Below are 23,487 nucleotides of genomic sequence, written 5' to 3' on the forward strand. Positions count from 1 at the left end.
TGGCGCCCGAGCTCTGAGCAGGTAACCCGGATCCGTGACCTCGGCATCGACCTGCTCGGCGCCCCAACGCCGCCCTGAGCGACCTCGTCACGCAGGCACCCGCCCCCGTCGTCGCCGCCCTGCTCGGCTACAGCCAGCAGGTCACCGCCCGGCACGCCGCTGCGGCAGGCAAGCCCCTGAGCGCCTACGCCTCAACTCATCCCTCAGCGCATGATGGGCCCATGAACATCCAGCTCCTGGTCGTCAGCGATTGCGCTCACGAGGCCGGCGCATCTGCGCTCCTGCGCCAGGCACTCGACGACGCCGGGCTGCCAGAACTCGACTTCAGCACCGGCGTCATCTCCACCGACGCACAGGCGGCCGAGGCCCACTTTCTCGGTTCGCCAACGTTCCTCATCGACGGACGAGACCCCTTCGCAGACCCTGCGGCGACTCCCGCCGTCGCATGCCGCCTCTACTCGACCCGCTCAGGCTTGGCTGGCGTGCCCGACGTCGAACCCCTCAAGCAAGCGCTGCACGCAGCCGCTGGCGCGGCCTCAAGCAGCCGCAGCCCGACATCCGAGGAGTCGCAGTGACCCAGGCAGACGCACTCCCGTCGACTACGCGACCGCGATGCGGCTGCTGCGGTCGCGACGGCCGACGCATGCACGAGCTCGGCAGCACCCCCGGCGTCTATATCTGTATCGGATGCGCCCTTTGGGCGGCTCGCCGAGCAGCCGGACTTCCCTCGGTCTCCAATACGACCTTGTTCTGGAGACTGCAGCAGACTCTGCACCGCGCCCTGCATGGACGCCGACACAAGCACTGACTGAACCCTGCAGTCCCGATCCCACCGCTGCGAGGCGGAACATGGCCGCCCAAATACCAGCGGCTACCCTGTCTGCGGCTCTCGCGGAGCCGCGTGCGGCGCCGGCCTTGTGGCCGAGATGTGATCCATCCCTCCGCATACGTACCGCCCGAGCTCCTCCGTCGGCGCTTGCAGCACTCGCCAGGTGACCGCATCGAGCCGCGCTGCAGAGGCAGTGGACGCTGCCATCAGACCTCGTAACCGTCCCCGCGTCGGTCTAGACGGATGCGTGTGCAGGCAGCGGAGGGGCTGGTGGGGTCCGGGTGGGCTGCGGGGAGTTGGTACACGCCGTCGACCTTGTCCAGGCCTTCGCTGCGGTGCGTCAGTAGTAGGACACCTAGGTTGGAGGCGGCGTCGAGCAGGTCGGCGACGAGGGCTTCGGCGGTGGGTTCGTCGAGACCTTCGGTCGGTTCGTCGAGGACGAGCAGCGCAGGGTTGACCAGCAGCGCGCGGGCGGCTGCCAGGCGGCGACGTTCGCCGCCGGAGATGGTGCCGTCCCCAAGCCGCGTGGAGAGACCGGCGGGCAGGCTGGCCAGCCACGGTCCGAGGCGCACCCGTTCGAGGACGGCGACGAGACGGGCGTCGTCGGCGTTCGGGGCCGCCAGGCGCAAGTTCTCCCGGAGGGACGAGTAGAACAAGTGGTCGCCGTGGTCGCCGACGACGGCCACGCGGCGTCGGACGTCGGCGCCGGCGAGCTCGCGGATGTCGATGCCACCGAGCAGCACATGGCCGCCGGCGGGGTCGAGCAGGCGCGCGATGACGGCCACGAGGGTCGACTTGCCCGAGCCGGAGGGCCCGAGGAGGGCGACCTTCTCCCCCTCGTTGACCTTCAGGTCTAGGCCGCGAAGTGCAGGTGGGCGGGTCGGGTCCCATCCAGCGACCAGGCCGCGGACCGTCAGCGCCGAAGAGACCGGCAGGGGGCGTGGCACCGCGGGCTCGCCGGCGACGACCGGGGCGGTCGCGAGTTCGCGAAGGCGGGTCCGCGCTGCGGCCGCGCGCTGACGGGCGACGGCGGCGTCGACGAGGGTTTGTGCGGGCTCGGTGAGCGCCAGCGCGACGAGCACGAGGACGGCTGCCGCCTCGGGGCCCAGCGCCCTGGAGGAGGTGGCCGCGGCGGCGGCTCCGAGGACGGAGACGGCCACGCCGACGTGGCCGAGCGCGGTTGCGGCGCCGGACCACCACGCACTGCGGGTCTCGGCGGCGGCGAGGGCGGCACTGCGGCGGTCGGGCAGGCGCAGGGCGTCCTCGACGCCGCGGGCGGCGAGCTCCTCGGCGCCCGCGAGTGTCTCGGTGAGGGCATCGATGACCTGGGCGCGGGCGCCGGCGACCGCGGCCTCGCGGTGGGCGGCTTCGCGCGCGCCGATGAGGGGGGCCAGCACTCCTGCGACGAGCAGCCCCGCGGCGACCGCCGCGCCGGCGAGAGGTAGTGCGGCCGTGGCTGCGCCCGTCGCCACGAGCAGCGCGAGGAGTGCGGGCAGGGCGGGCAGCTGCCCACGCAGGAGCCCGTCGACGCGGGCGTCGACGTCGTCGACGACCCGGGTCAGCAGGGTCCCGCGGCGCAACGGGCCGGGTCCGGGCACGCGGGGCACGAGTACGGCGTACACCTGGGAGCGCCAGCGCCCCAGCCTGTCGAAGGCGACCTCGTGGGAGACCAGCCGCTCGAGGTAACGCAGCAGGGGACGGGCCACGGCGGACCCGCGGACCAGCACTACGGCGGTCGACAGGGTCAGCACCGGTGGGATCGCCGAGGCGCGCACGAGCAGCCAGGTGGCCGCCGCCGTCAGCAGCAGCCCGGCCAGCCAGGAGGTGGCGCCCAGGGTCACAGCCACCGGCGCCGACCGGGAGGCCCGCCGCAGCAGCTGTCGCGACCAGGCTGCCTCAGTCGGTGGGAGGGCTTGGGGTCTGTCCTGATTGGACGCCATGCGCACGCCCTGATCTGGTGGCCCGGCAGATCCAGTCGCTGCGGCGGGACCGGGGCGGACGGGTGCGGGGACGAGGGGCTGGGGCGGGTGGACCTGGAGGGTGCGGTCGGCCGCGGCGAGCAGGGCCCGTCGATGGGAGACGACCAGGACAGCGCTGCCGCGTGCGGCGGCCTGGCGCAGGCGGGCGATGACGAGCTGCTCGGCGGCGGCGTCGAGGTGGGCGGTGGGCTCGTCCAGGAGCAGCAAACGAGGGTGGTGGGCCACCAGTGCCAGGGCGCGGGTCAGCGCCAGACGTTGGCGCTGACCCGCGGAGAGCCCGGCGCCTCCTTCGCCGAGCGGGGTCGCCAGGGCCAGCGGCAGGCCAGCAATCTCGTCGGCGAGCCCGACGTCGGCCAGGGCGGCCCAGCGCTCGCCGTCGCCCGCGAGCACGTCCAGGGCGTCGGCGACTGTGCGGGCGTGCGGCAGCGTCGGGCGCTGGGGCACGTAGACGAGGCCGTCACGACCGCCGGTGACTCCTCCGCCGACTACCTCCACGGCGCCGGAGGCGGCCTCTTGGATGCCGGCGAGCACGCGCAGCGCCGTGGTCTTCCCTGCGCCGGAGGGTCCCCGCAGCGCGACGAGCTCCCCGGCGGTGACGGACAGGTGCGGCAGATTAAGGGCGTCGACCTCGGTACCAGGATGGCGTACCCGCACATCCACGGCGCTTGCCCTCGCGGGGCCCGAGGCGGGGGTGCCGAGGTGGGGCCCAGCGGTGTCAGGGACGGCGAGGAGGTCTTCGACCTCCTCGACCACGGCGGTGGCGTCGGCGGCGGCGTGGAAGCGGGCACCAACCTCGCGCAGGGGCCGGTAGGCCTCGGGGGCGAGCAGGATGAGCAGGAGCGCGGGCAGCAGGTCCAGCGTGCCGGCGGCTACGCGCAGGCCGGCCTCGACGGCGACGAGCCCGACCGACAGGGTGCCCACCAGGTCCAGCGCGGTCGAGGACAGAAACGCCAGCCGCAGCACGCGAGCAGTCTCGGTGGCCTGGGCCCGGGTCATCTGCGCGACGACGTCGATCTGGCGGTGGGCCCGCCCGTGCAGGCGCAGCGTCGGCAGGCCTGCGACGACGTCGAGGAAGTGGGCGGTCAGGCGCCGGGTGGCGACCCAGCGCTGGCGGGCTCGCTCGGCGGTGGCCCAGCCGACGAGCGCGGCGAAGACCGGAACAAGGGGCAGGGTGAGCAGGACAATGATGCCCGAGGCGGGATCGACCAGGAGCATCGCGGCCACGACCAGGGGTGGGACTACGCCGGCGATGACGAGGGAGGGTAGGTAACCCTCGAACCAGGGCCGCAGCGCATCGAGGCCGCTGCTGAGCAGGGCGCCCAGCCGGGCGGGTCCTTGCGCGGCGACCCACGCAGGGCCCCGGCGCAGTGCGGCGGCCAGGGCGGCCCGGCGCACGTCGTCGACGGCTACAGATCCGGCGCGGGTGGTGAGCACCCGCTCGCCCCAGGCCAGGGCGGCCCGCAGGCCGAAGGCGGCCGCGAGCAGCCCGAGCCAGGTCCCGACGCCCGCGCCGGGCAGCGGCCTTGCCCCCGCACGGGCGGGGTCCTCGAGGGTGACCAGGGCGGTCACCAAGGCGGCCAGGACGCCGGCGACCAGGACGGTGACCAACGCCTGGGCGCCGGAGACCAGCACGACGACGGCCACCCAGGGCCGGGCGGAGGGCGCGCGGCGCAGCAGCCGGGGGTCCAGGGGGCCACGGCGAGGGTCGGCGCTCACGTGGGTACCCGTTCGCTGGTCACCCGCTGGCGCAGCACCCAGTACGAGAAGGCCTGGTAGGCCACGACGCCGGGCAGGACCACGACGCCGGCCCAGCTGATGACCGCCAGCGCCGTGCTTGAGGCGGCGGCGGACCCACGGGTCAGCGACCAGGCCGGGTCCAGCGTGCTGGCCAGCACCACCTCGCCACCGGCGGTCAGGGCGGCCACCACCGCTGCGGCGACCACCGCCGCCCCGGCGACGAAGGCCAGCGCCTCGCGGTGGGCCGCGGCCGCCGCGACGACGACGAGGAGAACCAGGGCCCCGCCGACCCACAGCGGGGCGGGGCCGTGCCCGGTGAGGGCGCTGATGCCGGCGGCGCCTGCGAGGGCAGCGGCGCCCGTGGAGGCCGTGGCGACAGCCACGCGCCGGGCCCGACGTCGCAGCGGTCCGGTGGTGCGCAGGCCCAGAAAGGTCGAGCCCAGCAGCACCGCCAGGGTCACCGCGGCCACGGCACCGGCCAGTGCCTGCCAGGTCGCCAGCGGCTCCAGGGTGCGCAGGAGCCCGGCGCCTACGCCTGGACTGGAGTGCACCTCGCCGCCGGGGCCCAAGGCGAGCCCGCGGACGAAGACGGTCAGCAGCGCCCCGAGCAGGGCAACCACGCCGAGCGAGGTCGCTGCCAGCCACGCGTCACACCGGCGCCGCCAGGCCGCTGCGGAGTGCTTTCCGCGGAACTCCAGCGCGACCCCGCGGCCAGCGAGCAGCACCAGCACGGCCACGAAGGGCAGGAACAGGCCCGACAGCAGGGCCGCGTACCAGTCGGGGAAGGCGGCGAAGGTGACCCCGATGGCCGCGACGAACCAGACCTCGTTGCCGTCCCAGAAGGGCCCGATGGTGCGCAGCGCGGCGGAGCGCTCGTGGTCGTCGCGTCCCAGCAGCGGTGACAGCGCGCCAACGCCGAAGTCGAAGCCCTCCAGGACGAAGAACAGCACCCAGCACAGCACGACGAGGGCGAACCAGACGGTGACGAGGTCCATGGCGGACTCCCCGGAGATGGTTCAGGGGCGGCGACCCCTGAGGAGCGGTGCAGGTCAGTAGGTGGTAGCCAGGTCGGAGTCCTGCGGGGTGCTGCCGCCGGTGCGCTCGTCGGGCTGGTCGGTGCGGGTTTTCCTCGCCCCGTTCGCCGGCGGCCAAGGCCTCGGCGTCCAGGTCCTGGCGGATGATGTGCAGGACCAGGCGGGTCCACACGACCGCGATGACGCCGTAGGCGAGTGCGAAGGCCCCCAGGGCCGCCAGCGCCTCCCCGACGGTCAAGCCCGAGGACAGGCCGTCCTCTGTGCGGGTCAGGCCGAACGCCAGCCAGGGCTGACGCGCGGTCTCGGTGAAGACCCAGCCGAAGGTGCCGGCCGCGGCGGGCAGGGCAGGTAGCAGCGGCAGCAGCCGGAGCGCCCGCCGTACACCGGGACGCCCGACCGGCAGCTCACGACCACGGCGGGTGGCCCACAGGTAGGCCGCGGCCACGGCGGTCGCGAGCATTCCGATGCCGATCATGGCCCGGAAGGACCAGTACGCCATCCACACCACGGGCACGTAACTGCCGGCACCGAATTGTTCGGCGTACTGCGCCTGCAGGTCGTCGATACCGGCCACCGTGGCGGTCGGATCGCCTACCGCCAGAACCGAGAGCAGGTAGGGCACGTCCAGGCTGAAGAAGGGCTCCCCTCCCCCGGGACGCCCGACGGCGAAGATCGAGAACGGCGCCCCGGCCGTGGTCGTGTACAGCGCCTCCGCGGCCGCCATCTTCATCGGCTGGACCTGGGTCATGACCTTGCCCAGCACGTCCCCGGTCAGAGCCACGAAGATCCCGCCCGCGAGCGTCGACCAGGCCCCGACCCGCGCCAGCGTCCCGAAGGCGAGCCGCTGCTCGTGGTCGTCGCGGCTCTCGGGCTCTCCTGGCTCGCCCAGCCCCGAGGCCGTCGGCACGTGCACCCAGCGGCGCCAGGCACCCAGGGCCATCACCAGCGCACCGCCGAGCATCACCGCTCCGGCGATCGTGTGCGGGAAGGCGGCCAGGTTGACCGGGTTGAGCATCAGCTCGGTGAAGCTCGTCAGACGCGCTCGGCCCACCTGCTCGTCCCAGCGGTAGGCAACCGGGTTCTGCATGAACGCGTTCGCCGCGAGGATGACGAAGGCCGAGATCAGCGTCCCGATGGCGACCACCCAGATCGTCGCCAGGTGCAGCCATCGCGGCAGCCTGCCCCAGCCGAAGTACCACAGGCCCAGGAAGGTCGCCTCGAGGAAGAACGCGAGCATGCCCTCGACGGCCAGCACGGGCCCGAAGACGTCACCGTAGGCGCGGGCGAAGGAACTCCACCCCAGACCGAACTGCAGCTCTTGCACCAGACCGGTGACCACACCGACGGCGAAGGTCACCAGCAGCAGCTTGCCGACCAGCAGCGTCAGCCGGCGGTAGCGGTCGCGGCCCGTGCAGTGCCACGCGGTGTGCAGACCGGCCGTGGCTACCGCCAGCGCGATCGACAGCGGCACGAACAGGTAGTGGTAGATCGTCACGACCGCGAACTGCAGCCGCGTGATGTCCAGGACATCGAGGTCCACGCCCACCCACCTTCTGCTGTGCACGTCAGGCGCCGGTGCGATGCCTACAGACATACTACAGTACGTCGTACTGCCTCTGTCGTACGACAAGGAGCGTACGTACCCTGTCGTAGGAAGGTGCCGACCGGCTATGCTGGGCGCTGTGGCGAGCAGCGGATTCGGCGACCTCGAGCGGGAGGTCATGGCGCACCTGTGGGACGCCGGCGGTCCGCTAACCGTCCGGCAGGTGCATGAGCACCTGTCCGGCGCGCGGTCCTTGGCTTATACGACCGTGATGACGGTGCTGGACCGACTGGCCAAGAAGGGCGTCGTGCGTCAGGAGCGCGCCGACCGCGCCTACCGCTACGCGCCAGTGCAGACCCGCGAGGAGATGACGGCCGCGCTCATGCTGGATGCCCTGGGCGCCACCCCCAACGGGCCCGCGCGCGATGCGGCCCTCGTGCACTTCGTCGGCAGGGTCGGACCCGAGGGTGCCGCCGCCCTGCGCACGGCGCTGGAACGCGCGGGCTCCGGGTCCTGAGCCGGCCGCCCGCGGCCCCTGCCTGACCTCTCCTCCGCCCCATGACGACGCTGCTGCTCGGTGGCCTCGGGCTGGCGCTGTCCCTGCTCGTGCCCGAGATGCTCGCCCGGGCCCGGTGGACCGATCGGGCGCCCGGGCCGGCCGTTGTGCTGTGGCAGGCCGTGACCCTGGCGTCTGTGCTCTCGGCGGTCGGGGTCGTGCTCGTAGCCCCCGAGGAGCTCGTGCGGGCACTGGACACCGGGCCCGACGTCGAGGCGTGGGTGCTCGTGGGCGCCCTGGCCGTCGCCGGCCTCATCGTCACCCGGCTCATGTGGTCCACCGCCGGGGTGCTGCTGCGCTCACGGCGGCGGCGGGCGCGGCACGCGGACCTGGTGGACTTGCTGAGCCGCGCCGAGACGGGCGGCCTACAGCATCCGGGCGGCGCACCGCTGCGGGTGCTGGACGGTCCCCTGCCGCTGGCCTACTGCCTGCCCGGGCGGGCACCGCGCGTCGTCCTTAGTGGCGCAGCGCTGCAGGCGCTGTCGGCCGATCAGGTCCAAGCGATCCTGGCTCACGAGCAGGCGCACCTGCGGGCGCGCCACGACCTCGTGCTCGAGTCCTTCACGGCTGTGTACCAGGCCGTCCCGAGGTCGCTGCGCAGCCGTGTCCCCCTGGAGTCGGTGGCCTTGCTGCTGGAGATGGTGGCCGACGACGCAGCCCGGGCCCGCTGCAGCCCGGTGCCGCTGGCCTCGGCACTGGCCGCGATGAGCACTGACGGTGACCTGGGTGCGCAGGACCTGGGCCCTGCCGGGCGGGTAGCCCGCCGCCAGGTCCGCACCCCCCAGGGCGACCGCCGCCGCCGGGTCGGACGGCTGCAGCGACCGGCCACGGCCGAGCGCGCTCTGCGCGCGGCCGTCCTGGGCCTGGCGGTGGCCGTCCTCGTGCTGCCCACCGCGTTCGTCGTCGCACCTTGGCTGGCACAGGCGCTGCCGTCGCTGCCGCCGCTTCCCGGCTGGTGAGCCGGGCCGCCGGCGCGGCGACGGAGCGGGGGCATGCCACGGCCGGGGACGACCTTCCGGCACGGCCCTCGCGGTCGATGCTCGTCACCAAGACCCACATGGCCGTGCCAGTCATGCCCCATGTGAGCCGATGAACAAGCTGATCTCAGGGCGCTTGTCGGGGTGCCCCGTCTTGCGCGGGCGGTGCGCTGGGAGGCTCTGTCGGCGTCCGAGCTGCTGTACCTGTCAGCCCGGCGAGCATGCGGATGTACTCCTCGAGCTCCAGGTCCCCGCCGCGTTCGACGTGGCGGTCACGGCGACGGGCGGCGCGGTCGTCGTCGCGTGCCCAGCCGTAGACCAAGCCGACGGCCAGAGCCAGGGTCGGCAGCTCCCCGATGCCCCAGGTGATGGCTGCGCCAGCTTGTTGGTCTTCTATCGCTGATGGTCCCCACGGTCGTCCCATCGCACCGAACCAGTCTGCTTCGAGCAGCGCGGTGGACTGCAGGAGCGAGACGCCGAAGAATGCATGGAAGGCCATTGTGACGAACAGCAGGAGGAGTCTCTGCGGATATCCCAGCCGCGTCGGGCCCGGATCAAGGCCGATCATCGCGTTGACGAACAGATATCCTGCGACGGAAAAGTGCAGCACCATCGCAAGGTGTCCGACATGACTGCGTAGAGCCCATCCGAAGGCGTCGGTGTAGTAGAAGAGCACCATCGACCCTGAGAAGTTGACCGCAGCGAACAGGGGGTGAGCAAGGACGCGACCGAGCCGGCTGTGCACCATGACCAGTAGCCATTCGCGCGGCCCACGGGAACGGTCCGCCCGGTGTGTACTGGCGCGAGAGGGAAGGGCTCGCAGCGCGAGCGTGACCGGTGCGGACAGGGCGACCAGGATCGGCACGACCATGACCAGCACCATGTGGGCAAGCATGTGAGCGCTGAAGAGGACCCGCCCGTAGGTGGCTGGTCCACCAGAGGTGGCCCAGACGAAGACGGCCATCGCCGCCAGGAACGACGCCGTTCGCAGCACGGGCCAGCGGTCTCCACGTCGGTGCAGTCGTCGGACCCACCGGACGTACATCACTGCTCCGACCGTCGCAGCGGCAGCCGTCAGCAGGTCCCACCGCCACTCGCTGAGCCAGCTCATCGCGGTGGGCTCGGGCGGCAGCGGTGAGCCGGTCAGGATCTCGGCCGGCGTGAGGCTCTCCGAAGCGCCCTCCTGCTCCGGCGGTGGTGTGGAGGACAGCGCGACGGCCACACCAGAGACGGCTCCCATGACCATGAGCTCGACGCCCACGAGCCGCCAGAGCAGCCCTCGGCCCGGTTCACCGTCGGCGAGGTGACGCACAACGCGACGTCGGTGCATCAGCCCTAGACCGCCCAGGAACAGCAGCAGTAGGGCCTTGGCGATGAGAAGCGCGCCCCATGCGGTGGTCAGCCCTCCCCAGCCGGTGCGCAGCGCGCCGTTGACGACGCCTGAGACTGCGACGGCGGGCAGGCACCAGCCGGCGATCGTCGAGTAGCGGGCGACGACGGGCGCCAGGTCGCTGCCCAGATGCGCACGTAGCAGGGGTAGCGCCAGCAGCCCACCGACCCAGACGGCTGCCGCGACCTGATGCATGACCATGGAGGAGGTGGCGAGCTCGTGGTTGGCGGCGCCGGCGGCGTGTCCGGTCTGCGACTCCTGCCACAGCGCGACGACGGCGACGGCTGCCAGTACCGCTGCTCCTACGGGCGTGCAAACCAGCAGCACCAGGACGCTGACGAGGGAGACCAGGATGACGACGGAGAGCTGAGTGCGCCCCAGTTCGACCTGGGTGGCGTAGACCTGTAACTGGGCGCCGAATCCTGCTGTAGCCGGCGGTTGTCCGCTGACGTTGGCGCACGCAAGGATCAGCCTCGCCAGGGCCAGGACCGTCCATGCGGCTGCCGCGACGGCGGCGATGTTCAGCGCTCGGGGCATGGCCGCACCGCGGACGTCTGACGCGGCTGGCGGCTGGGACGAGGTTCGAGGCGCGGCTGGTGCAGGTAGCAGGGGCAGCACGGTGCAGGCCAGGACGAGCGGCCCCAGGGTGGCTGCTGCTGCCAGGTTGGTCAGAGTCGAGACCAGCGGCAGTCCCCATCGCGTCAGCGCGCCCGGATCACCCAGCGCGGGCGGACGGGCCCCGCCGGACGCCGCGACGGCCGCCGCGACGACGAGGAGGCTGATGGCCGCAGCGACTGCTACTGGGGCAACGCTTGCTGGCCCGCGTGATGGTGATTGCAGGGGTGCGGGGCGCACCGGGGACCGTTCAGACGTCACAGCGCGACCCTTCGTGTACGGGCTGGCACGGCGCCGGCGAGCCACTGCCGCCGTGCTCTCGGGGGCTGACCTGTCGGATCGCTCGGCTCATATGACCGTCACGAAGCCGCCGATGAGGGACTGCAGACTCTGCGTCCATCGACCCCACACGCCGGTGACCAGGGCGAGGCCGATCAGTACGAGTAGCGCTCCGCCCAGCCGCATGATGGCGACCCTGTGGACGCGAAGGAACGCGACGGCCGCGGTTGACCGGTGCGCGAGTAGCGCGATCAGCAGGAAGGGGATCCCTAGACCGGCGGCGTAGGCAGCGGCCAGCACGGCACCGCGCGGCGCGCTGGCCTGGTCCAGCGACAGCGAGAGCACGGTCGCCAGGGTCGGCCCGATGCACGGTGCCCATCCCAGCCCGAACGCGATGCCGAGCACGGGTGCTCCCCACAGCCCTCGGCCCCGCGCGACGACGTGGAGGCGACGCTCCCGCTGCAAGCTGGGGATCCAGCCCAAGAACGACACACCCATGATCACCACCGCGATCCCCAGCACAGGTGTGATCAGGTCCTGCCAAGGTCGCAGCGCGAGGCCGAGAGAGCCGAACGCGACCCCGAGGAGGACGAATACGGCGGAGAAGCCGAGCACGAAGAGAGCGACCCCGGCCAGCAGCATCGTCTTTGCGCGAGGGCCTGTGTGGGCGCCGGTCATACCCGAGATGAACGCGAAGTAGCCGGGCAGCAGCGGGATGACGCACGGTGAGGCGAACGAGACGAGACCCGCCACGACCGCCACCGGTACCGCGAGCAGCATGGGTCCTGCGAACGCCGTGGTCTGGAAGGCATTGGCGAGGCCGTCCCAGAAGCCAGCCGTCATGCCGGCTCGTCCAGGACGTCGTCGATCAGGTCGCGCAGGATCGTCGGGTCCGCCACCCCTAGGATTCGTCCGCTCACCCGTCCCTGGCGATCCAACACGACCGTCGTCGGCACAGCTTCGACCGGGACCCGCCCCTGCAGGGCGGCGATCGCGGTGCCGTCGGCGTCGGCGATGCTCGGGTAAGGGATGTCGAAGGTGCGCTCGAAGGGCTGCGCGGCCCCGGCGTCGTCGGTGCCGTTGATACCCAGGAACCGGACGCCGTCGTCGGCGTAGTCCGTTGCCGCTGCCGCAAGGTCCGGGGCTTCTACCCGGCAGGGCGGACAGGCGGCGTACCAGGTGTTGACCACGACCACGTCTCCCACCCATGGGCCGGTGTCCACGGGGTTGCCCGCGAAGTCCTGCCCCTGCAGGCGGACGGGATCGCCCCGGCCATCGGGCTCCCACGTCGCCACCGACCCGTCACCTGAGATGTACCCCGCCTGCGCACCGGTGGCCGTGCGCCCGTCATCGGGCGAGGACGTGGTGCAGGCGCCGAGCGCGAGGGCGAGGACCGCACCGGCAAGGGCGGCATGGCCGGAACGCCGACCAGGGTGGACGGCCGCCGACGGCTCACCGTGAGCCGACCTCGCGCCGGAGGTGCCCGGACGGCTGAAGGCGGCACGAGGGACCGTCGTCGTCATCGCCACCGTGGGATGATAGCGGCGATCAGGCTCTGATCCCCGTGGCCCTCGAGCCGCAGACGGCACCCGATGACTTGGCGCTACCGGTCTCGTCGATCGGCCCAGCTCTCTCGCAGCCGCTGTCAGTGCTCGCTGAGGCCCGTCGCCGCCGGTTGGCCGCCTCGCCCGTGTCCGACCGCCGGAACCGACGTGGTGTCGGTGCTCTTACTGGGTCACGTACGTCGTGAAGTACACGTCGACGATCTCGCCTTCGTAGGCCTCTTCCAGCTGGGTGGCCAGCTCGGCCTTGAGCGCCTCGCGGCCCTCAGCAGAGCCGACCTCCTCCACCGGGCGCATGGAGAACAAGGCGATCGCTCTGTCGACGGCCTTGGAGACATCCACGTCCTCCACGACTGCGATCGTCAGCTGCAGGCCCAGGCCTAGGCGCAGATAGTGCCCGTCGGCGAGGTTGATGCTGATCGGTTCGACCGGCTGGACGGCGCCCAGCTCAGCGGCGGCGGCCTCCTCAGCAGCGATTTCCGCCTCCTCGGCTGTGGGCTCGGCCGGAGCCGGGCGCAGGAAGAACCAGTAGCCGGCGCCGGCGCCCAGGAGCACCGCGACCGCGATCATGATGAGCAGCTTCTTGCCCCGACCCTTACGCGTCGGGGCAGCGCCCTCCGCCGGGTCCGCCGACGCCGTGGGCGCGGGCCGGGAGTTGCCGATCTTCTTGCTGGAGTCACCGATCACGCGCTGCTGCTCTGGCACTTGGTCCCGTCCCTGACGCTTCCTGGAGTCGAACACCCCTACGGTCTGCTCCCCCTCCTTTCGGCTCCTTCGAGGAGGTCATGAGGCATCCACCGCTCAGCGCCCTGGGTCGCGACGCGGGGGTGAAGCGCTCTGTCTGTGCGTCGGGCGGCGCCGGCCATCGGTGTGCGGGCGCGGCCATGCCCTGGACGCCATCGCGGCTGTCCGAGTCAACGGGGCTCTTGGTGCGTCAGCGCGTCGGATCGGAGTCCGTCGGAGCCGTCACGTTGGCAGGGCCTGAGCGCAGCGGACCGGGTGCTTGAGTGCGGTCGGCCAGCGACTGCAGGTAGGCGTTGTACTCCTCGAGTTCAGGGTCGTCGGTGCGGCGGTCGTTCACGCGGTTGCGGCGGTCCTCGTCCCGGTGCCAGCGCGCGGCCAGCACCAGCACCACGATGAGGTTCGGCAGCTCCCCGTAGGACCACGCAAGGCCACCGGCGAGCCGCTGGTCGTCCAGGACCTCAACCCCCCAGGTCGTCGGAGGATGAGCGAAAGCAGCCACCATGGGCTGCGGGGCCATCATGATGAGCACCCCGAAGAAGGCGTGCAGGGGCATCTCCACAGCCATGTCCGCCAGGCGCGCTCCATGCCCCTGCCGGCGTGGCAGCGGGTCGGTGGACAGCACCGGAGCGGTGAACAGCAGCCCCGAGATGAAGAACATGACCTCCAGGGCTAGGTGCCCCTGCCAGCGCTGCAGCAACCAGCTGCCGGTGCTGCCGAGGTACAACCCGTAGAACAGAGCCAGGAACAAGGGCACCGTGACGGCCGGATGCACGGCGGCGCGAGCCGCCGACGAGCGCAACGCCCGCAGGGCCGCAGCCCGCACCCACCGTCCCCGCCCTTGCGTGGGGGTGGCCTTGAGCAGCAACGTCCCCGGCCGTCCCAAGACCAGCAGCATCGGGACGGCGATCATCAGCGTCAGCTGCTGGAACATGAAGACCGAGAACATCTCCAAGCCGTAACCCTCGATGTCGGCCCCGGTCACGATGATCAGCACCAGGCACCCGAGGAAGAACAGGGCGCTCTCACGCGCCGGCCAGCGCCGCCCGGCGCGCCACATCCGCACGGCACCGGCCAGGTACGCCACTGCTAGCAGCAGCCCGATCGCCGGGAGCACTGGCACCGGCTGCGGAGAGGTCCACGACAGGTACGCGGCCAGCGACGGTGCCTGTTGCGGCAGGACCGCGGGCCCGTCGAACTCCCCCAGCATCAGGTGCCCCTTCCCGCCCCGGCTCGGCCGTGTCGCAAGCCCGTCTCGAAGGTAGCTGGCTTAGCATCCCGGCCATGCCTGAGCCCTGCCGCTCGCCGTGGGCACGCCTGGGCAGGGCCCGCGCTGTGGCATGGTGCACCACCCTGCTCCTCGGGGCGACGCTCGCCGCACCGGCCGGCCCGGTGCCCGCAGTCGCTGACGACCTGGACGAGCGTCGTGCGGCCGCTCAACAGCGAGCCGAGGCGGCCGCCGGCCAGGTCGAGCAGCTGCAGGCCTCGGTCGAGGGTCTCAGCTCTGAACTCGCGCAGGCGGTCCTGCAGCTGCAGCAGACCCAGCTTCGACTGCCGGCCGCGCGAGCCGAGCTCGCCCAGGCTCAGGCTCAGGCCGACGCCGCGGACCGCCAGGCGCTGATGCTGGCCGACCGGCTCAGAAGCGCGCAAGACCAGCGCAGCGCACTGACCGAGACCATCACGGCCTCCCGCAGCCGGGAGAGCCAGGCGCGCGATCAGATCGCTGAGCTCGCTCGCTCGATGTACCGGTCCGGGCCCTCGGACCCCCTGCTTGCCGCAGTCGTCGACGCGGGCGATCTGGAGGACTTCCTCGAGCAGTCGCGAGCCGTCACCACCAGCACCTCCAGCACGGCACGCATGTTGACCGAGCTGACCGAGCTGCAGGCGGCCAGCAGGAACGCCCAGGCTCGCCTCAAGGCAGTCACCGCGACGCTGGCCGACCTCAAGGCGGAGGCCGACGCCCGCGCTGCCGAGGCCGCCCGGGCCCGTGACATCGCCACCGAGCGGCAGGCGGAGATCGAGCGGCTCATCGCCGAGCAGACCGCTCGGGAGCAGACCCTGACCGGCCTGCGCGCTCAGGCCGAGGCTGAGGCCCAGGTCGCCGAGCAGCAGCGGGCGGCCGTCGAAGGTGAGCTGGCGGCGATCATCGCCGAGCAGCAGGCGGCCGCTGCCGCGGCCGCTGCCGCGGCTGCTGCTGCCGCCGCAGCAGCCGCGGCCGCCCCAGCGGCAGCGGCAGCGCAAGGAGCGCCTGCGCCAGAGCCTCCTGCGCCGCCTGCCGCTGCTGCGAGCCCCGGTTCTGGTGCCCGGTTCGTGAACCCCACCTCCATCAACCCGATCTACGTCACGTCCCGGTACGGCATGCGGTTGCACCCGATCCTGGGCTACACCCGGCTGCACGCGGGCATCGACCTACGCACCTACTGCAACACCCCGCTCTACGCCCCGGCGGACGCCACCGTGCGCTGGTCGGCCTGGCGCGACGGTTTCGGCAACCAGGTCATGCTCGACTACGGGCAGGTCGTCGGGGCCTCACTCATGAGCAGCTCCAACCACCTGACGCGCTCCGTGGTCAGCGCAGGCCAGCAGGTCCGTGCGGGCCAGCTGATCGGGTACTCCGGCAACACCGGGTTGTCCGGTGCCTGCCACCTGCACCTGGAGGTGTACCGCAACGGCACCACCACCGACCCGGCGCCCTACCTCGGCCTCTGACGCCGCCGATCGCCGCCAAGAGATACCCGCCATGGCGATGGCATCGCCGGGGAACTGTGCCGCTACCCGGTTCGTTGAGGGCGCGAGCGCACTCGACAGGTGGAAGGAACCATGGTCATTCGGCAGTCGGCCAAGCAACGGGCAGCACAGGTCGCGGCGATGCGTGCGGCGCAAGAGCGCGCGGCGAAGCGGCGCGAGCGCGGCATCATCGCCGCGGTGACCGGCCTGGGCCTTCTGCTGGTCGGCGGGGCTGGTTGGGTGATCGCCCGGGAGGCGCAGAGCCAGAGCCAGCTGGAAGCGGCCGCGGGAGCGCCCATCGAGGGTGTGCGGGAGTACGAGGGGCTGTCCCAGGATCACGTCAGCGGCACCGTGTCCTACGAGCAGGACCCCCCGGTCGGCGGTGACCACGCGGGGACCTGGACCAACTGCGGTGTCTACCAGAGCCCGTTGCCGGCCGAGGAGACCGTGCACGCCCTCGAGCACGGTGCCGTCTGGATCAGCTACCGGCCTGACCTGCCGGAGGAGCAGCTCTTGGCGCTGCAGGACACCGTCAGCGACCAGCCCTACACACTGATGAGCCCGGACCCGGATCTGAGCGATCCCGTGGTGCTCAGCGCCTGGGGGGTGCAGCTGGCCGTGGCCGAGGCCACGGACGAGCGGGTCGAGCTGTTCGTGCAGAAGTACCAGCAGGGCGAGCAGACTCCTGAGCCGGGCGCTCCTTGCACCGGCGGTGTCACCCCGGCATGAGCGACACCCTCTCGCCCCCGGAGGAGGGGACCACTCCTGTCGAGGACGGGCCTCGCCGGAGGCGCTGGCGGCCGCTGCAGGTCGTGGCCGTGACCTGGACCCTGCTGTTCGTGCTGCTGCTCGGTGCGATGGCCGGTCTGTGGATCGCTCGCGGCGGCCTCTCCTCCTCGCCGGCCGACCGGTCCGTGGACGTCGGCTTCTCCCGGGACATGCAGCAGCACCACAGCCAGGCCGTGCAGATGTCGCTGCTGCTCCTGGAGCGGTCCGGGGACCCAGAGGTGCGCACCCTGGCCACCGACGTACTGCTCACCCAGCAGCAGCAGGCGGGACAGATGTACGGCTGGCTCGTCCAGTGGGGGCTGACCCAGACCTCGTCAGCTGCTCCGATGGCATGGATGACCAGCGAGGCCGTGCCGGGAATGGCCGGCATGGGTGGCACGGGCGGCATGGATCACAGCGGGGCGACCGAGACGGCCTCGATGCCGGGGATGGCGAGTGCGGAGGATCTGCAGCGCCTGACGCTGGCCGCCGAGGAGGAGGCCGACCGTGTGTACCTGCAGCTGATGATCCCCCACCACGAAGCGGGGGTGGCGATGGCGACGGCGGCCGCCGAGCGCGCCGAGACGACGCCGGTACGGACGCTGGCACAGCGGATCCTGACGTCGCAGAACGCGGAGCTGGACGTGCTGCGCACCCTGCTGCAGGAACACGGCGGGTCGTGAAGCGCCTGCCGTCCCTGACCAGGGCTGGTGATGACCACCTTCTGCGCACTGCGGTGATCCTGGGCGTGGCTGTGCTGCTGGGCCTGGGGTGGGGTGTGCGGGCCGGGCTGGACTGGGCCGAGGAGCTGCGCCGCGCAGCGACGCCTTCACCGGCGCCGACGGCGTCCGCGTCCGTCCCGCAGCAGAGCTGACCTCGGGGGACCACAGCGGAGATGGCGACACGTCCGTACCGACCGGAGGGCCTCCAGGACGCACTGGCGCCCGAGGAAGTGGCGTCGCCGCCGCTCGGCAACGCCGCGACCTCCAGCGCGCCCTCGGTCGCCGCGACGGACGAGGGCGCGCAGCGCCCGGACGGGCGGCCGCAGCTGCCCCAGCTGAGCTGGCTGGGCTGGGGCCGGTGGGCCTGGCGCCAGCTGACGAGCATGCGTACGGCCCTGCTGCTGCTGATGCTGCTGGCTGTGGCGGCCGTACCCGGGACGATCTTCCCGCAGAACGCCCAGGACCCCGTCGCGGTCGTGGAGTATGTCGACGAGCACCCCACCACCGGCCCCTGGTTGGACCGTCTGGGGTTCTTCGACGTGTACTCCTCGGTCTGGTTCTCGGCGATCTACCTGCTGCTGAGCACATCGCTGGTCGGCTGCATCCTGCCGCGCTCACGCGCTCACCTGGCGGCCCTGCGCGCCCGGCCTCCGCGCACCCCGCGCCGCTTCGACCGCTTTCCAGCCCACGGTCGCGCCAGGACCGCGGCCGCGCCGCAAGACGTCGTGGCCCGAGCGCACGCCGATCTGCGCGCCGGATGGCCTCTCCTGCGCTTTGTGCCTCGTCACCGCGTCCAGGTGCTCGACGAGGGCGCCGGAACCTGGTCGGTCAGCGCCGAGCGCGGCTACCTGCGCGAGAGCGGGAACCTGCTGTTCCACCTGTCACTGGTGGGGCTGCTGGTCGCGATCGCCACCGGTCAGATGCTGCACTACCGCGGCCAGGAGCTCGTGATCCAGGGCCGCGGGTTCGCCAACGCCGTTGTCAACTACGACACCTTCGAGCAGGGCACGGCGTTCCGGTCCGACAGCCTCGTGCCCTTCACGCTGCGTCTGGACCGGTTCGAGTCCCGCTTCGACGAGGAGACGCTGCAGTCACGCTTCTTCCGCGCCGACGTCACTGTGACGGAGCCGGGGCAGGCGCCCCAGGCCACGTCGATCACGGTGAACAACCCCATCAAGGCCGGTGGTGCCACCGTCTATCTCATGGGCAACGGGTACGCCCCGCAGGTGACCGTCCGGGACGCCTCGGGCGAGGTGGCCTTCTCCGGATCAGTGCCGTTCCTTCCTCAGGACGCCGTCTACACCTCGCGCGGGGTCATCAAGGTCCCGGACGTCTCCGCCGAGCAGGAGCAGCTGGGCCTGGTGGGCTACCTGCTGCCGACGGCCGAGCAGTACGGACCCCAGCTGTGGCGCTCGCTCCGCCCCGAGCCTCTCGACCCGCTCTTGGTGCTCTCGGTGTGGACGGGGAACCTCGGCCTGGACACCGGTGTCCCGCAGAACGTGTATCAGCTGGATGAGTCCCGGATGCGGCAGAGCCTGGACGGGCAGGGTCGACCGGTGACCCTGTACCTGCGACCCGGGGACAGCGTCGACCTGCCGGACGGGCAAGGCACCCTGACGTTCGAGGACCTCCCGCGCTTCGCCGCCTTCGACCTGCGGCACGACCCGGCCCTGGGATGGGTGCTGACCTTCGCACTGTCGGCCTTCGCCGGATTGGGCGTCTCCCTGTTCGCCCCGCGTCGACGACTGTGGTTGCGCGCCGGCCCGCATCCGGCCGGCACGGGCACGCTCGTTACTGCCGCGGGACTGGCGCGCGGCGAGGACATCCACCTGGGCCACGACGTCGAGCGCCTCCTGCGCGCTGCCCTCGCCAGCCCTGGCAGGTAGGGGCCCGCCGGCGGCCGTTGCCGGCCGATCCTTCACCTCGGTGGGACGGCTGACGATCTGTCCGGTGCTATGGAGACGACCACCGCGCCCCTGACTCCTGCCGTCCTGCAGGGGCCTCGTGCACCCCGTGGGCCTCGTCGGCACCCGCATCGTCGGGGACTGGCTCCGGTGGTGATGGTCGGCGTGCTCGGGGTGGCGCTCCTGCAGCTGGAGCGCACCCTCGAGGGGTACCGGTGGTCGCAGCTGCCCGGCGACGTCGCGGCGATCGGCGCCCCAGCCCTGGTGCTGGCTACCCTGGCGACGGTGGTCTCGTACGTCGCGATGACCGGATACGACGCCCTTGCGCTGCGGTACGTCGAGCACCCGCTGCGGTACCGGCGGTACGCGGCGGCCTCGTTCGTGGCGACCGCCTTCGCCAACTCAACAGGAGCATCGGCGGTCGTCGGTGCCGTGCTGCGTGCCCGCGTCTACTCCGCGTGGCAGGTCCCTGCCGCCGTGATCGCCCGCATCATGGGGTTCAACGCGGTGACCCTGGGGCTGGGCTTCGCAATGCTGTCCGCCCTCGGCATGATCTCCGCACCCGGACGGGTCGGCGAAGCGCTCCGCGTGAGCCCGTGGCTGGTCGTCGCCGGCGGCGCCTCGCTGACGGTGGCCCTCATCGGCTACGTGGCGTGGGCACGCCGCGGCGGGCGGCCCCTGCGCTGGCGGGACGTGCGGATCAACCGGCCCGCGCGCCCGCTCGCCGTGGCCCAGGTGGTGCTCTCGACGCTCGAGATCGCGACCATGGCGGCGGCACTGTGGTTCTTGCTGCCGGTCGGCTCGCAGGTCCCGTTCCTCCCCTTCGCCGCGGCCTTCGCCATCGCCACGCTCCTGGGTCTGCTCAGCAGCGTGCCGGGCGGTGTCGGCGTCTTCGAGGCCGTCCTGCTCGTCCTCCTGGCGACCTCTGTGGACCCGCTCGTCCTGGCGCCGGCACTGGTGGCCTTCCGGCTCGTCTACTACACCGTGCCGCTGCTGCTAGGAGCCGCCGCGTTCGCCGTCCTCGAGGCGCAGCGCGGACGCGACGGGCGCCCGCGACGTCCGCGGTTTGACCCCGTGCAGCACCTCTGCGTCTGGGCGCCGCGAGTCCTCGCCGTCTTGGTGGCAGGTGCCGGTGCGGTCCTCCTGGTGACCGGTGACGTCGCCGGTCTCACGCACCGGCTCACCGTTCCGGCGCCCGGCGTGAGCCTGCTCGGGCTGGGTCTCATGCTGCTCGCCCTGGGTCTGCGCCGACGCCTGCGGGAGGCGTGGCTGGGCACCCTGCTGGTGCTGGTGCTGCTGACCGCCCTGTGCCTGGTCCTGCAGGCTCAGATCGCGGGCCTGGTGTCGCTGGGCCTGCTCGGCGCTCTGGCAGTGGCGGCCCGGGTTTTCGATCGGCGCAGCCACGTCTTCCGCCACTCGCGGGGCTGGACCTGGTCCGCCGTGGCCGCGGGTGCGGCCGCGACAGCGGTGTCCTGGTTCGCCTGGCACAGCTCCTCGACCCAGGACGAGGGCCCGGGGCTTGCGATCGTCCTCGATGGCGCGCATCCGGTGTCTGTCCGCCTCGCCGCGGCCGTCGGGCTTGCCGGTGTCCTCCTGGCGGGCACGCGTCTGCTCGCCCCCGTGGTGCCCGGCCCTGCCACGGGTAGCCCTGACGACCTGGCCCGCGCCGAGGACGTCATTGCCCGCTTCGGCAGAGCTTCCGCTCACCTGGCCTTTACCGGTGACAAGCGTCTGTTGTTCAGCGCCAGGGGCGACGCGTTCCTCATGTACCAGGTGCAGGGCCGCAGCTGGGTCACCATGGGTAACCCCGTCGGCGACCCCACCCAGTTCCGGGAGCTGCTGACCGCCTTCGTTCAGCAGGCCGAGCGGCACGACGGGCGACCGGTGCTGTACGGCGTCGGGGACGCCCTGGCTCCTCTCTGCCGCGAGCTCGGCCTCGGCTTGAGCAAGCTCGGCGAGGAAGCCCTGATCGACTTGCGGTCCTTCGGGTTGGAGGGCCGCGACCGCGCGAAGATGCGGCGCTGGCGCAGCATCAACGAGCGCGCCGGGTGCAGCGTCGAGATCCTTGCGCCCGAGGCCGTCCGCCCCTTGCTGCCCGAGCTGCGAGCCGTCTCCGACCAGTGGCTGGCCGGACGCCGTGCGTCGGAGAAGCGGTTCTCGCTCGGCCCGTTCGAGGACGACTACGTGGTGCGGTTCCCGCTGGCCGTGGTACGGCTCGAGGGCCGGGTCATCGCCTTCGCCACGTTGTGGGTGGGGCACGGTGAGGGCGAGGTCGCGATCGATCTCATGCGCCAGGTGCGCACGGAGGTGCCCAACGTCATGAACTACCTGTTCCTCGAGGTCATGCTCTGGGCGAAGGAGCGTGGGTACTCGACCTTCAGCCTCGGCATGGCGCCGCTGTCGGGGCTGCGCACCGACGCGAAGGCACCGGTGTGGGATCGCATCGGCAGGCGCGTCTTCGCTCATGGCGACGCCTTCTACAACTTCCGTGGAGTGCGGCACTTCAAGGAGTGCTTCCACCCGCGATGGGAGGAGCGTCACGTCGCCGCCCGGCCAGGCCCGGCCTTCCCCAGGACGATGCTCGACGTCGCGATCCTCATCGGCGGCGGGATCGGTGGCATGTCCGCGGGGCTGCGCACCGTCGACGCCGAGGCGGCTCGCCGGCTGTGGCACTCGGCCTCCGCTCAGGCACGCCGGCGGGCCTGGGCACAACGAGCGGGCACGATGTCCACGGCGGTTCCCACCCCTCGCGCCGAGGCGGACGTGCCCGCGGACCAACCGGCGTGACGCACGCGCGGCTCACGTCCTACGCGGCGGACCGCGTCGGGATCCGCGTCGGGATCCGCGTCGGGTCCTTCGATCGGACGATGGTCGTCGTCGGGTCGCGCGAGGGACCGCCGGGGCGAGACCTGGTGCTCGTCCTGCACGGGTCGGGCCAGAGCGGCTCCGGTCTGCGTCACGTCACGGGGGCGGCGCTCGACGTCCTCGCCACCCGCGACGGCGCGGTCCTCGCCTACCTCGACGGCTACCGGGGGTACTGGAACGACGCGCGGCGTCACAACGGGTTCCCGGCGCGACGTCACGACGTGGACGACGTGGCCTTCGTCCGCGCCGTAGTCGACCTGCTCACGTCCACGCACCACATCGATCCTCGCCGCGTGCACGCCGTCGGGTACTCCAACGGCGGTCTGATGGCGCTGCGCCTGCTCCATGAAGGCGAGTCTCCGCTCGCCGGTGCTGCCGTCGTGGCCATGACCATGCCCGTGCCGCAGGACTTCCTGCTACCCGCCGGGCCTGCGACCCGGCCTGTCCCGGTGCTGCTGGTGCACGGCACGGCGGACCGCGTCGTGCCCTACGACGGCGGCCGTGTGCCGTGGTGGGTGCGAGTGGTCTTCCAGGTCGACGGCACCGCTCTGTCGGCCCCGGCCACGGCTGCCTACCTGGCGCGCCGCAACGGTATCCTCGGCACGCCCGTCCTCACTCCCCCGGATCTGTTGGCAGCGCCGGAGCAGGCGCGGTGGGCCGCGACCCGGGGTACGCAAGTGGAGCACCTGACGTACGCCCAGGACGGGCTGCCGCCGGTCGTGCTGGTCACGGTCCACGGCGGCGGGCACACGATCCCCGGGCCCCGACGCGGACCCGCGCGTCTAGGACGCACGGCCGCCGTGCCGACCGGGGACCTGGTCGCACGGCTGCTCGGCGTCGGCGCAGCCTCGTGCCGGACGTGACAGCCCCGGCCCCCACTGCGGGGGACCGGGGCTGTCGCCACGTGGGTTCTCGTCAGCTAGCCGGCTGCAGACGCAGCGCGTTTCGCATGGTGAAGTACAGGTCGGTCTGGTCGGTCAGGCCGAGCACGTTGGTCGCGCGGGGGCCGTAGGCGGCGATGCGGACCTGGGCGCCGGTGTGGGCCTGGGAGTCGCCCTCCTCGGCGGTGCCGTAGGCGATCGTCATGGGTGCGCCGTCCGACGTCAGGAGCGTGCGCGTCAGACCGGGGGTGGTGCTGCCCGGGTAGACGATCTGGCTGGAGTGGGCGTGGTCGGCGGTGACGACGACGAGGGTGTCGCCCGCGGTCTTGGCGTACTCGAGCGCGACCTGCACGGCCTCGTCGAGGTCGACCGTCTCAC

At 72.1% G+C, this 23,487-nt stretch carries 18 protein-coding genes and 1 pseudogene; 10 read left to right on the forward strand and 9 right to left on the reverse strand.

What is annotated here, in order from left to right; all coding sequences use genetic code 11:
* The first annotated feature begins 221 nt into the window (after positions 1-221).
* Entirely contained in the window at positions 222-575 is a 354-nt protein-coding gene (locus EJA20_RS11340) for a hypothetical protein (protein WP_129338263.1), read from the forward strand.
* 460 nt (positions 576-1,035) lie between these two features.
* On the opposite strand, the gene cydD is transcribed toward EJA20_RS11340, so the two are convergent.
* The 3 genes and pseudogenes from cydD to EJA20_RS11355 all read right to left on the reverse strand — a co-directional run.
* A complete protein-coding gene (cydD, locus tag EJA20_RS11345) occupies positions 1,036-4,524 on the reverse strand; it encodes a thiol reductant ABC exporter subunit CydD (RefSeq protein ID WP_129338264.1) in 3,489 nt (1,162 codons plus the stop codon).
* Complete coding sequence (cydB, locus tag EJA20_RS11350) at positions 4,521-5,540, reverse strand: cytochrome d ubiquinol oxidase subunit II (RefSeq protein WP_129338265.1); 1,020 nt, start codon at positions 5,538-5,540, stop codon at positions 4,521-4,523. Before cydB ends, cydD begins: the two co-directional genes overlap by 4 nt.
* A 187-nt stretch (positions 5,541-5,727) precedes the next feature.
* Positions 5,728-7,302, reverse strand: a pseudogene (locus EJA20_RS11355) (cytochrome ubiquinol oxidase subunit I); the annotation flags it as partial.
* Between EJA20_RS11355 and EJA20_RS11360 the strand changes: the two are divergent.
* Complete coding sequence (locus tag EJA20_RS11360; protein WP_276319537.1) at positions 7,262-7,639, forward strand: BlaI/MecI/CopY family transcriptional regulator; 378 nt, start codon at positions 7,262-7,264, stop codon at positions 7,637-7,639. The pseudogene EJA20_RS11355 and the gene EJA20_RS11360 overlap by 41 nt on opposite strands.
* Positions 7,640-7,680: 41 nt before the next feature.
* On the forward strand, positions 7,681-8,637 hold the full coding sequence (locus tag EJA20_RS11365; protein WP_129338267.1) for a M56 family metallopeptidase: 957 nt from the start codon (positions 7,681-7,683) through the stop codon (positions 8,635-8,637).
* Between the two features lie 145 nt (positions 8,638-8,782).
* Here EJA20_RS11365 and EJA20_RS11370 read toward each other — a convergent pair whose 3' ends face one another.
* From EJA20_RS11370 to EJA20_RS11390, 5 genes are all read right to left on the reverse strand, one after another.
* Positions 8,783-10,582, reverse strand: coding sequence for a bifunctional copper resistance protein CopD/cytochrome c oxidase assembly protein (locus tag EJA20_RS11370; RefSeq protein WP_240675401.1), 1,800 nt, complete (start codon positions 10,580-10,582; stop codon positions 8,783-8,785).
* 426 nt (positions 10,583-11,008) lie between these two features.
* Complete coding sequence (locus EJA20_RS11375; RefSeq protein ID WP_129338269.1) at positions 11,009-11,782, reverse strand: cytochrome c biogenesis CcdA family protein; 774 nt, start codon at positions 11,780-11,782, stop codon at positions 11,009-11,011.
* Entirely contained in the window at positions 11,779-12,468 is a 690-nt protein-coding gene (locus tag EJA20_RS11380) for a TlpA family protein disulfide reductase (RefSeq protein ID WP_420836428.1), read from the reverse strand. Before EJA20_RS11380 ends, EJA20_RS11375 begins: the two co-directional genes overlap by 4 nt.
* Positions 12,469-12,666: 198 nt before the next feature.
* Positions 12,667-13,188, reverse strand: coding sequence for a flagellar basal body-associated FliL family protein (locus EJA20_RS11385; protein WP_240675403.1), 522 nt, complete (start codon positions 13,186-13,188; stop codon positions 12,667-12,669).
* 247 nt (positions 13,189-13,435) lie between these two features.
* Positions 13,436-14,452 (reverse strand): cytochrome c oxidase assembly protein, encoded by a 1,017-nt coding sequence (locus EJA20_RS11390; RefSeq protein WP_129338271.1) that lies wholly within the window; start codon positions 14,450-14,452, stop codon positions 13,436-13,438.
* Positions 14,453-14,526: 74 nt separating this feature from the next.
* Here EJA20_RS11390 and EJA20_RS18715 point away from each other — a divergent pair, with 74 nt between their 5' ends.
* The 7 genes from EJA20_RS18715 to EJA20_RS11425 all read left to right on the forward strand — a co-directional run bounded on the left by EJA20_RS18715 (position 14,527) and on the right by EJA20_RS11425 (position 23,091).
* A complete protein-coding gene (locus EJA20_RS18715; RefSeq protein ID WP_164983949.1) occupies positions 14,527-15,951 on the forward strand; it encodes a M23 family metallopeptidase in 1,425 nt (474 codons plus the stop codon).
* 99 nt (positions 15,952-16,050) lie between these two features.
* Complete coding sequence (locus tag EJA20_RS11405) at positions 16,051-16,698, forward strand: DUF3105 domain-containing protein (protein WP_239078663.1); 648 nt, start codon at positions 16,051-16,053, stop codon at positions 16,696-16,698.
* 89 nt (positions 16,699-16,787) lie between these two features.
* A complete protein-coding gene (locus EJA20_RS11410) occupies positions 16,788-17,420 on the forward strand; it encodes a DUF305 domain-containing protein (protein ID WP_164983950.1) in 633 nt (210 codons plus the stop codon).
* A 65-nt stretch (positions 17,421-17,485) separates the two neighbouring features.
* On the forward strand, positions 17,486-17,611 hold the full coding sequence (locus EJA20_RS19765) for a hypothetical protein (protein ID WP_276319538.1): 126 nt from the start codon (positions 17,486-17,488) through the stop codon (positions 17,609-17,611).
* 21 nt (positions 17,612-17,632) lie between these two features.
* Positions 17,633-19,345, forward strand: a complete 1,713-nt coding sequence (gene resB, locus EJA20_RS11415) for a cytochrome c biogenesis protein ResB (protein WP_129338275.1) — start codon at positions 17,633-17,635, stop codon at positions 19,343-19,345.
* Between the two features lie 171 nt (positions 19,346-19,516).
* Positions 19,517-22,150 (forward strand): bifunctional lysylphosphatidylglycerol flippase/synthetase MprF, encoded by a 2,634-nt coding sequence (gene mprF / locus EJA20_RS11420; protein WP_205687471.1) that lies wholly within the window; start codon positions 19,517-19,519, stop codon positions 22,148-22,150.
* On the forward strand, positions 22,147-23,091 hold the full coding sequence (locus tag EJA20_RS11425) for a CE1 family esterase (protein ID WP_164983951.1): 945 nt from the start codon (positions 22,147-22,149) through the stop codon (positions 23,089-23,091). The genes mprF and EJA20_RS11425 overlap by 4 nt, the downstream gene beginning before the upstream one ends.
* A gap of 52 nt (positions 23,092-23,143) precedes the next feature.
* Here EJA20_RS11425 and EJA20_RS11430 read toward each other — a convergent pair.
* The coding region (locus EJA20_RS11430) for an alkaline phosphatase (RefSeq protein WP_240675404.1) at positions 23,144-23,487 on the reverse strand (344 nt) is incomplete at its 5' end.

It is taken from the genome of Cellulomonas endophytica (genome assembly GCF_004123805.1).
GTDB lineage: Bacteria > Actinomycetota > Actinomycetes > Actinomycetales > Cellulomonadaceae > Cellulomonas > Cellulomonas endophytica.